The organism is Pseudomonas sp. KCJK9000 (genome assembly GCF_046230725.1).
Classification (GTDB): domain Bacteria; phylum Pseudomonadota; class Gammaproteobacteria; order Pseudomonadales; family Pseudomonadaceae; genus Aquipseudomonas; species Aquipseudomonas promysalinigenes.
The window spans coordinates 1-12,876 of record NZ_JBJJLN010000011.1 but is presented as its reverse complement, the minus strand read 5'-3'; the positions used below and the strand labels follow the sequence as shown (position 1 = coordinate 12,876).

The following is a 12,876-nucleotide window of genomic DNA, read 5'->3' as shown; positions in this document are numbered from 1 at the left end:
GCAAGGCCGAATGCCTTGGATGCACGCAGTATCGACCGATGATTACCTGCTGATAAGATGGCAATCACTATCATCAGAGTAAACCTTTGGTTGGCAATCATGGCCATGGAATCTTTCAACGCCCTCGAGTGCTTCATCCGCAGCGCCGAGGTGGGCAGTTTCGCCGAGGCGGCGCGACGCCTGAGCATCACGCCTGCGGCAGTCGGCAAGCATGTGGCTCAACTGGAGGCGCGTCTTGGCGTGCGGCTGTTTCAGCGTAGTACGCGCAAGCTGACATTGACCGAGGCGGGGCAACGTTTTCTGGGTGAGGTCAGCGACAGTTTTCGTACCATCCAGTACGCGGTGGCCAACCTCGCCAGCGCCGAGGGCCAGCCTGCCGGGTTGTTGAGGGTCAGTATGGGCACTGTGTTCGGGCGCCTGTACGTGCTGCCGTTGCTGGGTGATTTTTTGCGCCGCTACCCGGCAATCACCCCGGACTGGCATTTTGACAACCGCCAGGTCGACCTTATCGGCCAGGGCTTCGATGCCGCTATTGGTGGCGGTTTCGAGCTGCCATTGGGAGTAGTGGCGCGCAGGTTGACCCCGGCACATCGGGTGTTGGTGGCAGCACCCGGTTACCTGAGCCAGCATGCCGATATTGATGGCCCTCAGGCCTTGCAAGGCCACGACGGGGTTCTGATCCGCTCGCCACAGACCGGGCGCGTTCGCTCCTGGCCATTGACCAGCCGCTGGGGAGAACAGCAGCCGTTAATGCTACGTCAAGCGATGACCATGAGCGACTCGGATGCCGCGTGTGCGGTTGCGCAGCAGGGCCTGGGCATCGCCTTGGTAAGCTTGCCGTTCGCCGTGCCGTATCTGCAGGCGGGGCAGCTTCAAAGGGTGCTGCCGGACTGGTATGTAGATGACGGGGCGATAAGCCTGTACTACGCCGAGCACGAACTGTTGCCTGGCAAGACCCGAGCGTTCATCGACTTTGTGGTGGAGCAGTTTGCCGAAAGGCGGTTGGCAGAGCGCTTCGATGCCTTGGCCTAGAAGGCTATCGCTAGCGCTGGCCGTTTCGCAGCGCCTGCAAGCACGGGTAGGCGTGAGCCTCAAGCAGCGGGCGCGGCGTTTGCCGCGAAGAGGCCGGTTCAGGTAACCCAGAAAGTTGCTACTGTCATTTCACGGGTCAGGCAGCATCGATGATAAAGAACACCTGAGCCCCGAGATTCACTTCATCCTCGACCTTCTTGCCCAGCAGTTGCTGGCCCAAGGGGGAGCGCGGGGTGATCACGGTCACCTGCTCATCACCTTCGCCAATCTTCAGCCCCGCGGCCTCTGGCCCGAGGAACAACAAGCGTTGCTCACCCTGTTCATCCTCAAGGGTCACCAGATTGCTCACCTGCACCCCGCGAGAGTCGTCGTAATCACGCAACAACAGCTGTTGGTAAGTCAGCAGCGCCTGGCGGATTTCGGCTGTACGTCGCGCTTGGCCTGTGGCCAGATACGACGCCTCAAGCCCCAAAGTGTCGTACTTGTTCTCGGCGATGTTTTCTTCGGCGGTTGCCGCCTCATAGGCGGCCTGCGCTGCGCGGCGTAGCACCTGCATGTCGTTTTCCAGGGTTTGCACAATGCATGTGAGCAGCGTGGCCTTGTTCATGGTCAGTAGCAGAACTCAAGCACGTTGGCCTGGCTTTTATCGGTTGGCGCGGTGCGATTCTGCGCAAGCCAGAACTGACACTTGGGGCTGTTGAGATTGCGCGGGTTGCCCTGGGCGGCTTCCGCAGCCTGCTGAGCTTCCTGTTTGTGCAGGATGTCCTTGTAGCGCTCGAACATCTCGGTTTGTGCATCGGCCGGTTGCTTAGGCGCCGCCGCTGGAGCCGGCTCGCGATAGGCAGATGGCGGTAGCTCCGGGTCGAGCTGCTCGGGCCACAGCTGCAAGGCCAGCGCCGCGCTCAGGCCGATCGCCACGGCGCCAAGCCATAAGCCCAAGGCTATACACAAAACCAGTTGCAGCGGTTTGAGGGTGATTGTCAGTTCACGGTGGCGCGGCATGGGGCCTCCTGGCGGAGCGGGGTAGTGGGGCATTGTCGCATGGGTTGGGCTTTTTTCCGCGCTGTGCTTTTGTAAGTGGCCATTTATCCGCAAAATGCGCGTTTTTGCGCGGCGCAAGGCAGGCACATGAAAATCACCTGGGATATTTTCTGCTCCGTCGTCGACAACTATGGCGACATCGGGGTGACCTGGCGCCTGGCACGGCAATTGGTCGCCGAACATGGTGTCGCCGTGCGCTTGTGGGTAGATGACCTGCGAGCCTTCGTGCCGCTGTGCCCGCAAGCCGATGCCGATGCGCTGCAGCAATGGCAGCTGGGGGTCGAGGTACGCGCCTGGCCTGCGCAATGGCAGCCAGTGGTGCCTGCCGACGTGGTGATCGGCGCCTTTGCCTGCCAGTTGCCCGCAGCCTACGTCGATGCGATGCACTCACGCCCTCAGCCGGTGTTGTGGTTGAACCTTGAATACCTGAGCGCCGAGGATTGGGTAGAAGGCTGCCATGGCTTGCCTTCGCCCCAGCCCAATGGCCTGCGCAAGCTATTTTTCTTCCCAGGGTTCACGGCCAAGACAGGTGGCCTGTTGCGTGAAGCTAACTTGCTGCAGCGCAGGCAGGCTTTCGAGGGATCGGCTGAGGCACGTGCGGGCTTTCTCAAGGGGCTGGGTGTACAGCCGCAGCCGGATGCGTTGCTGGTGTCGCTGTTCGCCTACGAAAATGAGCGGCTGGGCGGTTGGCTCGATGCGCTGCGCGCAGACACACAGCCGGTTCACCTACTGGTCCCGCAAGGGCGCATTCTCGGTCAGCTGGGTGCCTGGCTGGGTGAGCCGCACTTGCAAGCTGGGCAGGTGTATCAGTGCGCCAGCCTGACGGTACAGATTCTGCCATTCGTCAGCCAGGACGATTATGATCGCCTGCTGTGGAGCTGTGATTTCAACGCCGTTCGCGGGGAAGATTCGTTCGTACGTGCCCAATGGGCTGGCCGGCCGATGCTATGGCACATCTATGTCCAGGATGAAAATGCCCACTGGGACAAGCTCGAAGCCTTCCTCGCCTTGTACCGACAAGGCTTGTCAGCCCCCGCGGCCGACGCACTGATGGCGTTATGGCGCGCTTGGAACATGGATCGCGACATGCACGCGGCCTGGCAGACTGCCCGTAAATACTGGGCAGAACTGCAGCAGCACGCCCGTGATTGGACCATTGCCCAGGCCGCTCGGCCGGACCTTGCCAAGGCGCTGGTACAGTTTTACCGAAATTGGCTATGATATGCGGCCTCGATTTTTATAAATCCATCCAGATTCGGATACTTCGTAATGAAAACTGGTAAAGAACTGAAACCCGGCACCGTACTGCGGATCGACAATGACCCGTGGCTGGTTCAAAAAGCCGAGTTCACCAAGTCGGGTCGCAACAGCGCGATCATGAAGACCAAGCTGAAAAACCTGCTGACCGGCTACAAGACCGAAACCGTATACGGTGCAGACGACAAGCTGGACGACGTGATCCTGGATCGCAAAGAAGCGACCCTGTCGTTCATCAACGGTGACGAATACACCTTCATGGACACCACCGACTACACCATGTACGAGCTGAACGCCGAGGACATCGAAGCCGTTCTGCCGTACATCGAAGAAGGCATGGAAGACGTCTGTGAAGCGGTGTTCTTCGAAGGCCGCCTGGTATCGGTTGAACTGCCGACCACCATCAGCCGTCAGGTTGTCTACACCGAGAACGCTGCACGTGGCGATACCTCGGGCAAGGTGATGAAGCCTGCCAAACTGAAGAACGGTACCGAGATCTCGGTCGCTGACTTCATCCAGATCGACGAGTGGATCGACATCGACACTCGCGACAACAGCTTCAAAGGTCGCTCCAAGAAGTAATTTCTTGAGTAACGCAAAAAAACCCGGCTTTGGGCTAATGCTGTTCACTTAGGCATTTGAGTCCAGGCTTGGGGGCGAAAAATCCGATACCAGTGATCTGGTGTCGGATTTTTTTTGGGGTTCAATTTGAGCCTTTTGGCGCCTGTGAGATCGAGCGCCGCCCGCGCGGCGCATCGCGAGCTGCGCTCCACCGAAGAGCTCACGCCGAGCCTCTAGGCTTAAGTGAACAGCATTACGGCCTTGGCTGGGTTTTTTTTGCCTGCGATTTATACGGTCACATGCAGCCGTACATCGACGTTGCCGCGGGTAGCGTTGGAGTATGGGCAAACCTGGTGCGCCTTTTCCACCAGTGCCTGGGCGTCGGCCTGTGCCAGGCCCGGCAGATCAATGTGCAGGTCGATGTCCAGGCCGAAGCCTCCAGGGATCTGGCCGATACCGACCTTGGCAGTGATGGAGGTTTCGCCGGGCAGGGCCTTCTTATCCTGGCTGGCGACGAACTTCAGTGCGCCGATGAAGCAGGCCGAGTAACCAGCGGCAAACAACTGCTCGGGGTTGGTGCCGTCACCGCCCGCGCCGCCGAGCTCTTTGGGGGTGCTCAGCTTGACCTGCAACTTACCGTCGCTGGACTGGGATTTGCCGTCGCGACCGCCGGTGGAAGTAGCTTGTGCGATGTACAGCGCAGTGACCTTTTGCATTTTGAGCCTCGCTAAGTGAGCTTGCGCCCCTGGGCATCCTGGGGCATCGGGTGAACACAAGGTTTAAATTAGCGCGCAATTATTTAGCGTTCAAGATAAAAACCTGCCATTCATCGGAATGCCCGACACACAGCCTAGCCGTCAGAGGTTTTTCTGCAGGCTTTCGCGCAGCTCGAGCAGCTCGGTTTGCAGTTGTTGGAGGCGCTCCAGGCTGCGGCCGCTGGCCTTGAGGATGCACTGTGGTACTTCCCGTGCCTGTTGTTGCAAAGCCCGGCCTTTATCCGTCAGTTGCACCAGCACTACCCGTTCATCCTCGCGGCTGCGGTTGCGCCGCAGCAGGCCTTCGCTTTCCAGGCGTTTGAGCAACGGGGTGAGTGACCCTGGGTCGGTCAAAAGCCGCTGGCTGATTTCTCCGACGGTCAGGCCATCCTGTTCCCACAGAACAAGCATGGCCAGATATTGCGGGTAGGTCAGACCCAACGCTTGTAGCAGAGGTTTGTACACCTTGGTCATCAGCAACGAGGTGGAGTGCAGGGCGAAACAGACCTGGTTGTCCAGCAGCAGCTCGTCACAAGAGGCTTGGTTGTTGGCGTTCATGCAGGTCCTTGAATGTCATCAATTGGGGAATCTACCACGCTCAAGGTAGGGGCGCTCATTGCCAGCGCAGCTCGCTGCGCAGCGCCAGGTCCCAGGGTGGAATGGGGCTGAAGCGGCTCTTGAGAAATTCGAGCAGCAAACGGCTGCGAGAGTTCGTTTCATGTTCAAGGCGCAGTGCATAAATGCCGCTGTTCTCGGCTGCTGGCAGCCCCGCTTCGCAGAACAGAGGCAACAGTTCGCCACGCAGCAGGTACTCGCTGATCAGCCAAGTAGGCAGGTGGGCGATGCCCAAGCCTGCCAGCGCGCCGAATAACAATGTCTCGGCATTGTTGGCCGCCATGCGCATGCGCGCCGGGCGGTAGAGGCGCACTTGGCCGTCTACTGCGAAGCGCCAGGCGAACGGTGGTGCCAGGCCATCCCAGTCGAGGCCGTCGTGGCCGGGCAGCTCGCTGGGGCAAGCGGGCAAGCCGCGGCTGGCCAGATAGCCCGGGCTGGCACAAGCTATGCGCACCATCGGTGCCAGGGTTGTTGCGACCAGCCGGGTATCCGCCAGTGGGCCGGCGCGCAGCACCAGGTCGACTTCGCCCAGATGGCTGCCATGCAGGTCGACGAAGCTGTCTATCAGCCGCAGTTGTACGTCCAAACCCGGATAGGCCACCAGAAAGTCGGCGATCGCCGGTGCCAGGTGGCGGCGCCCGAAGGCGGCTGGGGCGTCGATGCGGATCAACCCTTCGGGTGCGCTGCTCAGCGACACTGCCTCGGCGCGTGCCAGACGTAATTCCTCGATGATGCGCCGGGCACGCTCGGCGAACGCATTGCCGGCAGGGGTCGGGCGTACTGCATGGGTGCTGCGGGTGAACAGGCGGCTGCCGACAGCGTTTTCCAGGCTGTCGATGCGCCGGGCAACGGCGGAGGGAGTCAACGGATGGCGGCGTGCGGCTGCTGAAAAACTGCCGGTTTCCAACACGTCGAGGAACAGGCTCAATTGGTCGGTCAGAATATCGGGGCTCATGATCTCGGTGCTTTTGCGAAGAACGCACAGCCATTGTGCGTTGCTGTGCGTTTCCCTGCCAGCACGCAGTCGTTAGCATGCTCATATTGATAACCGGCGGGTGAGGCCCTGATGATCGAGTGGTTGATGTATATCGTGCTGGGCGCAGCCCTTGGCACCATGGGGGGATTGTTCGGCATTGGTGGTGGCTTGATCGCCATTCCGGCGCTGGGCGTTCTGTTTGGCCTTGATCAGCAACTGGCCCAAGGCACGGCATTGGTGATGGTGGTGCCAAACGTGCTGCTGGCACTCTGGCGCTACCATCAGCGCAACCGCATCGAATTGCGCCACGCGTTGCCGCTTTCTCTATGCAGCTTTTTGTTCGCCTGGCTGGGCTCGATCTGGGCGGTGGGTATCGATGCCCATTCCATGCGCTTGGGTTTTGTCGGTTTTCTGGTCGCGCTGGCGGTGTGGAACGTGCTGCGAATGTTCCTCAAGGTCGCACCGCCCAGCACTGAGTTGCGCTACCCATGGCCGTGGCTGGCAGTACTGGGCAGCTTCGCCGGCACCATGGGCGGGCTGTTCGGCGTAGGCGGCGCGGTGGTGGCCACGCCCATCCTGACCAGCGTGTTCGGTACTACCCAAGTGGTGGCGCAAGGCTTGTCGCTGGCGTTGGCGGCGCCGAGCACGCTGGTTACCCTGGTGACCTATGGGGTGCACCACAGTGTGGACTGGCACGTGGGCATCCCTTTGGCGATTGGTGGCCTGCTGAGCATCAGCTGGGGGGTCAAGCTGGCCCATGCATTGCCCGAGAAGGTGCTGCGGGGGATGTTCTGTGTGTTCCTGGTGGTTTGTGCGGTGATGCTGGGCTTCGAGCTGTAGGGCTTACATGAACCCTTCGATGATGTAGTCGGCCATGCAATCGGTGATTGGCGATTGGCTCTGGCTGTTGCGCAGCAACATCACGTTGGCCATGGGCAGTTGGGGTAGCCCCTCGCTTTCGCCCAGAATGCGCATGTTGCCGCCAATCAGGCTCTGCAGTTGCGCCGTCACCGCCAGGCCGGCGGTGACGATGGCAAAAATCGCGGCAAGGCTGGGGCTGGTATAGGCGATGCGGTAGTCGATGCCTTGAGCTTCCAGAGCATTGCAGGTCCAGGCGCGGCAGAAACAGTCGGTGTTGAACAGTGCCAAGGGGATCGGCCGCTGCTCCTGGGGGTAAAACCCCTCGGCAGCGGCCCACACCAGGCGCTCCTGACGCAGCAATTGGCCAACCTCGTTGCCTGGCTCGCGGGTGACGATGGTCAAATCCAGGTCCTGGCGCAGCAGCAGTTGCCTGGACGAGTCGCAATGCACCTCTACCTGAACCAGTGGGTATGCCTGGGCGAAGCTCGAGAGAATGGTTGGCAGAAAGCGCATGGCGTAGTCATCGGGGGTGCCGATGCGCACCAGGCCGACCATGTGCGGCATGCGTAACGTGTTGAACACCTCCCCGTGCAGTTTCAGGATGCGCCGGGCATAGCCCAGCAATACCTGCCCCTCGGCAGTCAGGCGCACCTGGCGGCCATCGCGCTCGAACAACTGGCGCTGAAGAATGTCCTCCTCCAGGCGTTTCATCTGCATGCTGACCGCCGATTGGGTACGGTTGACCACCTCACCGGCGCGGGTGAACCCACCTTGCTCGGCAATCGCAACGAAGGTGCGCAGTACATCAGCGTCGAGGCTCTGGTATTGGGACATTGCATCAATCTCCGAGATGCATTGCATCAGAAACATTCGTTGGATTGATCTTAAGCCTGAGCCGAGACTGAAGCCATCAACACGGAGGGCTTCACGATGAAAGGTCATGTCAGCAATATTCAGCAACCTGCCTTTTCCCTGACCCACCTATGGCATGTAGCCATTGAGCGCCCGGCCAGGTGGGTGCAGCTTTACCGCCAGCGCCAGGAGCTTGCCAGCTTGAGTGACGCGACTCTGCATGACCTGGGCTTGAGCCGAGCGGACATCCAGCAAGAGTCCGAGCGGCATTTCTGGGATGACCCGCTGCGCAAATAGGCCAAGGCTGCAATGGGTAATTCGCCGGTGAGCCCGCTCCTACCAGAGCTGCGCACGCTTTGCGGCGAGCGCTAATCGGTAGGAGCGGCTTGAGCGGCGAGGCAACTGCACAGCTTGCGCTTAGCGCCGCACCTGCTTGAGGGTCTCTGCGATCAGGAAGGCCAGCTCCAGCGACTGATCGGCGTTCATACGCGGGTCGCAGTGGGTGTGATAGCGGTCGGACAAAGCGTCCTCGGTGATCGGACGAGCACCACCGATGCACTCAGTGACGTTCTGCCCAGTCATTTCGATGTGGATGCCGCCGGCATGGCTGCCTTCGGCCTGGTGCACCTGGAAGAACTGCTTCACCTCATCGAGGATCTGCGCAAAGTCCCGAGTCTTGTAGCCGCTGCTGGCTTTGATGGTATTGCCGTGCATCGGGTCGCAGCTCCACAGCACCTTGCGCCCCTCGCGCTCGACGGTGCGGATCAGCCCAGGCAAGTGCGCGCCTACCTTGCCCGCGCCCATGCGCACGATGAGGTTGAGACGACCAGGGTCGTTGGCCGGGTTGAGGGTGTCGATCAGGCGGATGAGCGCTTCGGGGTTCATGCTCGGGCCAACCTTGACCCCGATCGGGTTGTGCACGCCACGCAGAAACTCGACGTGGGCCCCGTCCAGCTGGCGGGTGCGGTCGCCAATCCAGAGCATGTGCGCGGAGCAGTCGTAGTAGTCGCCGGTCAGGCTGTCCTGGCGTACGAAAGCTTCCTCATAATTGAGCAGCAAGGCTTCGTGAGCCGTGAAAAAACTGGTTTCGCGAAGCTGCGGCGCGCTGTCCAGGCCGCAGGCGCGCATGAAAGCCAGGGTTTCATCGATACGGTTGGCCAACTGGTGGTATTTGTCGGCCAGCGCCGAGTTGGCGATGAAGTCCAGGTTCCATTTATGCACCTGATGCAGGTCGGCAAAACCGCCCTGGGCGAAGGCGCGCAGTAAGTTCAGGCTGGCGGTGGCCTGGTGGTAAGCCTGCAGCAGGCGCTCCGGGTCCGGCACGCGGCTTTTTTCGTCAAAGCCGATGCCGTTGACGATATCGCCACGGTAGGCGGGCAGGGTGACGTTGCCAATGGTTTCATCACCGGCTGAGCGCGGCTTGGCGAACTGCCCGGCCATACGCCCGACCTTCACCACCGGGCAGCCAGCAGCGAACGTCATCACGATGGCCATCTGCAGCAGCACCTTGAAGGTGTCGCGGATCTTGGCCGCCGAGAACTCGGCAAAGCTTTCGGCGCAGTCGCCGCCCTGCAACAGGAAGGCGCGGCCCTCGGTGACCTCGGTGAACTGCCGGCGCAACTCGCGCGCCTCGCCAGCGAACACCAGCGGTGGGTAGCTGGCCAGGGTCTGCTCGACCCGCTGCAGGTGCGCGGCATCGGGGTAGGTCGGTTGCTGCTGGATCGGCAGGGCACGCCAGCTGTCAGGGCTCCACGGTCGGTTCATCACAGGCTCGGTTATTGGCTGTTTGGGCTGACTGCCATGGTAACAGTTGGCACCGCGCTTGTTGCATCCAGGGTGTTGGCGGACAATGCGCGTTTTTGCGCGGGTGAGTGGCAGGTAAATGGCGACGGAGCGGGAAGAAAAGCTGCTGGCCCGGGTGGAGGATGCGTTCGGTGTGATCAGCGTGTACGAGGTGGACGATTACCGCTTCCTCGAGTTTGGTGACGCCATCGAGCAAAGCTGTGTGTTCACCGCAGACCCAAGCTGGCTCGAATACGACTACACCCGTGCCATGCTGGTGGGCGCGCTATGTCATGAGCAGCCGGAAAGCGCGCTGTTTCTTGGTCTGGGCGCTGGCACCTTGACTCAAGCGTGTATGAAATTTCTGCCGCTGGAAGACATCGAGGCCATCGAGTTGCGTGCGGACGTGCCGCGCCTGGCCATGCAATACCTGGGGCTGGACGATGACCCGCGCCTTTATGTGCGCATTGGCGATGCCGTGCAGTTACTGACCACCGCAGAGCAGGCCGACCTGCTTTTCGTCGACCTGTATACCGACCATGGGCCGGGTGTCGGGCACCTGGCGTGGAATTTTCTCGAAAACTGCCAGAAGCAGCTCAATCCGGGCGGCTGGCTGGTGATCAACCAGTGGGCCACTGACGATGGCAAGCCGCTGGGTGCCGCGTTGCTGCGAGGTTTGTACCATCGGCACTACTGGGAATTGCCGGTCAAGGAGGGCAATGTGATCTTGCTGGTGCCGGCAGACCTGGACCAAGCACTGGACATCGACGGCCTGCGGGTGCGGGCCGAGGCCTTGGCGCCGCGGTTGGGATATAGCCTGGAAGGCCTGATCCGCGAGATCCGGCCTGCTAGTTGAAGGCCGTGCTGGGCTGTTGGCGGGTCACCCCGCTTTAACCTGGCTGGGCGAACCTGATGAAACGGGTTCACCCGCGAAAAAGCCAAGGCAGTGCCTGTTGGCAAAAACGATTCAGTCAATAAGCGTTGATGGCGAGATACTGGCCGAAGGGCCAGAAAAATTTCCTCACTCTCTGGTGTATTTCAGGTATAGTACGCGCCGGTCTTTTAGCGGGCCTCAAAATCAGGTGGTGCAAATCCTCCGAGTCCAGCTTCGGCTGCACGTCCGCTAGGCGGACCTTCCTAAAGTTTTCTTTTTCAATCGTTTTCGCAAATCCCCGCCGACAAAGCTGCCTGGGTGACCGTTCCGGTCTTTCAAGGCACGTGCAGCTTTGCAGCATGGGTCTTTGCGGATGCACTTAGAGGCAGACCCATGACCCAGGAAACCGGCGGCTTCGCCGCTCTCGATCTTAATCCGAACATTGTTGCTGCCGTTCTGGCTACCGGCTATGAAGAGCCTTCCGCCATTCAGCAACAATCGATCCCGATCATCCTCGCCGGTCACGACATGATCGGCCAGGCGCAGACTGGCACCGGCAAGACCGCTGCCTTCGCCCTGCCGATCCTCAACAAGATCGATGTGAGCAAGCGCGAGCCGCAAGCCCTGATCCTGGCGCCAACCCGTGAGTTGGCGCTGCAAGTAGCCACCGCTTTCGAAACCTACGCCAAGCAGATGCCGGGCGTTAATGTCGTGGCCGTATACGGTGGTGCCCCAATGGGCCCACAGCTGCGTGCCATTCGCAACGGTGCGCAAATCGTCGTCGCTACCCCAGGCCGCCTGTGCGACCACCTGCGCCGCGACGAAAAAGTCCTCTCCACCGTTCAGTACCTGGTGCTGGACGAGGCGGACGAAATGCTCAAGCTGGGCTTCATGGACGACCTCGAAGTGATCTTCGACGCCATCCCGGCCAGCCGTCAGACCGTATTGTTCTCCGCGACCCTGCCATCGTCGATCCGCTCGATCGCCGAACGCCACCTGCGTGAGCCCAAGCACGTCAAGATCCAGAGCAAGACCCAGACCGTTACCGCGATCGACCAGGCCCACCTGATGGTCCACGCCGACCAGAAGATCCCGGCTGTACTGCGTCTGCTGGAGGTCGAGGAATTCGACGCGCTGATCGCCTTCGTGCGTACCAAGCAAGCCACCCTGGACCTGGCTGCCGCCCTGGAAGCCAAAGGTTACAAGGCTGCCGCGCTGAACGGCGACATCGCCCAGAACCAGCGTGAGCGCGTGATCGACTCGCTCAAGGACGGCCGTCTGGACATCGTCGTCGCCACCGACGTCGCTGCCCGTGGCCTGGACGTACCGCGCATCACTCACGTGTTCAACGTCGACATGCCGTACGACCCAGAGTCCTACGTGCACCGTATCGGCCGTACCGGTCGTGCTGGTCGTGATGGCCGTGCGCTGCTGCTGGTCACCCCGCGCGAGCGTCGCATGCTGCAGGTGATCGAGCGTGTGACCGGGCAGAAGGTGGCCGAGGCGCGCCTGCCGAATGCTCAGGCTGTGCTCGATGCCCGCATCAAGAAGCTCACCTCGAGCCTGGCGCCGCTGGTTGCCGAAGCCGAGGCCACCCATGGCGAGCTGTTCGACCGCTTGACTACCGACCTCGGCTGCAGTGCCCGTGCCCTGGCTTCGGCCCTGCTGCGCAAGGCCACCAATGGTCAGGCGCTGGACCTGGCTGCGGTAGAGCGCGAGCAACCGCTGGTGCCAAGCTTCGCACCGCGCGGCGAGCGTACCGAACGTGGCGAGCGCACTGAGCGTGGCGAGCGTGGTGACCGCGAGCGTCGTGCGCCAATGCCGCTGGCCGAAGGCCGCGTGCGCTGCCGTACCGCGTTGGGTGCCCGTGACGGTATCGCTGCCAAGAACCTGTTGGGTGCGATCCTCAACGAGGGTGGCCTGGCTCGTGATGCCATCGGCCGGATCCAGGTACGCGACAGCTTCAGCCTGATCGAGCTGCCGGAAGATGGTCTGGAGCGTCTGCTGACCAAGCTCAAGGACACTCGTGTTGCCGGTAAGCAGCTGAAGCTGCGCCGTTATCGCGAAGACTGATCCTGTCACCGAAAACCCCAGGCATTGCTCGGAATGCTGTTCACTTAAGCATTTGAGCCCAGGCTTGGGGTCGAAAAATCCGATACCAGTGATCTGGTGTCGGATTTTTTTTGGGTTCAATTTGAGCCTTTTGGCGCCTGTGAGATCGAGCGCCGCCCGCGCGGCGCGTCGCGAGCTGCGCTCGCTCCTACGTTTGT

At 61.1% G+C, this 12,876-nt stretch carries 13 protein-coding genes and 1 pseudogene; 7 read left to right on the top strand and 7 right to left on the bottom strand.

Going from position 1 to position 12,876, the window contains the following annotated elements; translation table 11 throughout:
* The first annotated feature begins 99 nt into the window (after positions 1-99).
* Complete coding sequence (locus ACK59H_RS07420) at positions 100-1,032, top strand: LysR family transcriptional regulator (RefSeq protein WP_060480012.1); 933 nt, start codon at positions 100-102, stop codon at positions 1,030-1,032.
* 136 nt (positions 1,033-1,168) lie between these two features.
* On the opposite strand, the gene ACK59H_RS07415 is transcribed toward ACK59H_RS07420, so the two are convergent.
* A complete protein-coding gene (locus ACK59H_RS07415) occupies positions 1,169-1,639 on the bottom strand; it encodes a GreA/GreB family elongation factor (RefSeq protein WP_060480009.1) in 471 nt (156 codons plus the stop codon).
* A gap of 2 nt (positions 1,640-1,641) precedes the next feature.
* The gene (locus tag ACK59H_RS07410; RefSeq protein ID WP_060480010.1) at positions 1,642-2,034 is read right to left on the bottom strand and encodes a hypothetical protein; all 393 of its coding nucleotides are present in this window, start codon (positions 2,032-2,034) and stop codon (positions 1,642-1,644) included.
* 126 nt (positions 2,035-2,160) lie between these two features.
* Between ACK59H_RS07410 and earP the strand changes: the two genes are divergently transcribed.
* Complete coding sequence (gene earP / locus ACK59H_RS07405) at positions 2,161-3,294, top strand: elongation factor P maturation arginine rhamnosyltransferase EarP (protein ID WP_060480011.1); 1,134 nt, start codon at positions 2,161-2,163, stop codon at positions 3,292-3,294.
* A 48-nt stretch (positions 3,295-3,342) separates the two neighbouring features.
* Entirely contained in the window at positions 3,343-3,912 is a 570-nt protein-coding gene (efp, locus tag ACK59H_RS07400) for an elongation factor P (RefSeq protein ID WP_013971530.1), read from the top strand.
* 266 nt (positions 3,913-4,178) lie between these two features.
* Here efp and ACK59H_RS07395 read toward each other — a convergent pair whose 3' ends face one another.
* The 3 genes from ACK59H_RS07395 to ACK59H_RS07385 form a co-directional block, all read right to left on the bottom strand.
* The gene (locus tag ACK59H_RS07395) at positions 4,179-4,607 is read right to left on the bottom strand and encodes an organic hydroperoxide resistance protein (RefSeq protein ID WP_060480605.1); all 429 of its coding nucleotides are present in this window, start codon (positions 4,605-4,607) and stop codon (positions 4,179-4,181) included.
* 141 nt (positions 4,608-4,748) lie between these two features.
* Positions 4,749-5,204, bottom strand: a complete 456-nt coding sequence (locus tag ACK59H_RS07390; protein WP_060480606.1) for a MarR family transcriptional regulator — start codon at positions 5,202-5,204, stop codon at positions 4,749-4,751.
* A 55-nt stretch (positions 5,205-5,259) separates the two neighbouring features.
* Positions 5,260-6,216: a LysR family transcriptional regulator gene (locus ACK59H_RS07385; protein WP_060480607.1), complete on the bottom strand. Its 957-nt coding sequence runs from the start codon at positions 6,214-6,216 to the stop codon at positions 5,260-5,262.
* Between the two features lie 111 nt (positions 6,217-6,327).
* On the opposite strand from ACK59H_RS07385, the gene ACK59H_RS07380 reads away from it, so the two are divergent.
* Entirely contained in the window at positions 6,328-7,077 is a 750-nt protein-coding gene (locus ACK59H_RS07380) for a sulfite exporter TauE/SafE family protein (RefSeq protein WP_186476628.1), read from the top strand.
* Between the two features lie 3 nt (positions 7,078-7,080).
* Here the strand turns inward: ACK59H_RS07380 and ACK59H_RS07375 are convergent, their stop codons facing one another.
* The gene (locus ACK59H_RS07375) at positions 7,081-7,932 is read right to left on the bottom strand and encodes a LysR substrate-binding domain-containing protein (RefSeq protein ID WP_060480612.1); all 852 of its coding nucleotides are present in this window, start codon (positions 7,930-7,932) and stop codon (positions 7,081-7,083) included.
* Positions 7,933-8,028: 96 nt separating this feature from the next.
* On the opposite strand from ACK59H_RS07375, the gene ACK59H_RS07370 reads away from it, so the two are divergent.
* Positions 8,029-8,247 (top strand): DUF1127 domain-containing protein, encoded by a 219-nt coding sequence (locus tag ACK59H_RS07370; RefSeq protein WP_060480608.1) that lies wholly within the window; start codon positions 8,029-8,031, stop codon positions 8,245-8,247.
* Positions 8,248-8,367: 120 nt separating this feature from the next.
* Here ACK59H_RS07370 and ACK59H_RS07365 read toward each other — a convergent pair whose 3' ends face one another.
* Positions 8,368-9,714, bottom strand: a complete 1,347-nt coding sequence (locus ACK59H_RS07365; RefSeq protein ID WP_060480609.1) for a class II 3-deoxy-7-phosphoheptulonate synthase — start codon at positions 9,712-9,714, stop codon at positions 8,368-8,370.
* A 118-nt stretch (positions 9,715-9,832) separates the two neighbouring features.
* On the opposite strand from ACK59H_RS07365, the gene ACK59H_RS07360 reads away from it, so the two are divergent.
* A complete protein-coding gene (locus ACK59H_RS07360; protein ID WP_060480610.1) occupies positions 9,833-10,588 on the top strand; it encodes a spermidine synthase in 756 nt (251 codons plus the stop codon).
* A 377-nt stretch (positions 10,589-10,965) separates the two neighbouring features.
* Positions 10,966-12,679: pseudogene (locus ACK59H_RS07355) on the top strand (DEAD/DEAH box helicase).
* The last annotated feature ends 197 nt before the right edge of the window (positions 12,680-12,876 follow it).

What these genes read in the sequence shown, in the direction of transcription:
- ACK59H_RS07420 (WP_060480012.1), top strand. Translation starts at nt 100, where the DNA reads ATGGCCATGGAATCTTTCAACGCCCTCGAGTGCTTCATCCGCAGCGCC.
- ACK59H_RS07415 (WP_060480009.1), bottom strand. Translation starts at nt 1,639, where the DNA reads ATGAACAAGGCCACGCTGCTCACATGCATTGTGCAAACCCTGGAAAAC.
- ACK59H_RS07410 (WP_060480010.1), bottom strand. Translation starts at nt 2,034, where the DNA reads ATGCCGCGCCACCGTGAACTGACAATCACCCTCAAACCGCTGCAACTG.
- earP (WP_060480011.1), top strand. Translation starts at nt 2,161, where the DNA reads ATGAAAATCACCTGGGATATTTTCTGCTCCGTCGTCGACAACTATGGC.
- efp (WP_013971530.1), top strand. Translation starts at nt 3,343, where the DNA reads ATGAAAACTGGTAAAGAACTGAAACCCGGCACCGTACTGCGGATCGAC.
- ACK59H_RS07395 (WP_060480605.1), bottom strand. Translation starts at nt 4,607, where the DNA reads ATGCAAAAGGTCACTGCGCTGTACATCGCACAAGCTACTTCCACCGGC.
- ACK59H_RS07390 (WP_060480606.1), bottom strand. Translation starts at nt 5,204, where the DNA reads ATGAACGCCAACAACCAAGCCTCTTGTGACGAGCTGCTGCTGGACAAC.
- ACK59H_RS07385 (WP_060480607.1), bottom strand. Translation starts at nt 6,216, where the DNA reads ATGAGCCCCGATATTCTGACCGACCAATTGAGCCTGTTCCTCGACGTG.
- ACK59H_RS07380 (WP_186476628.1), top strand. Translation starts at nt 6,328, where the DNA reads ATGATCGAGTGGTTGATGTATATCGTGCTGGGCGCAGCCCTTGGCACC.
- ACK59H_RS07375 (WP_060480612.1), bottom strand. Translation starts at nt 7,932, where the DNA reads ATGTCCCAATACCAGAGCCTCGACGCTGATGTACTGCGCACCTTCGTT.
- ACK59H_RS07370 (WP_060480608.1), top strand. Translation starts at nt 8,029, where the DNA reads ATGAAAGGTCATGTCAGCAATATTCAGCAACCTGCCTTTTCCCTGACC.
- ACK59H_RS07365 (WP_060480609.1), bottom strand. Translation starts at nt 9,714, where the DNA reads ATGAACCGACCGTGGAGCCCTGACAGCTGGCGTGCCCTGCCGATCCAG.
- ACK59H_RS07360 (WP_060480610.1), top strand. Translation starts at nt 9,833, where the DNA reads ATGGCGACGGAGCGGGAAGAAAAGCTGCTGGCCCGGGTGGAGGATGCG.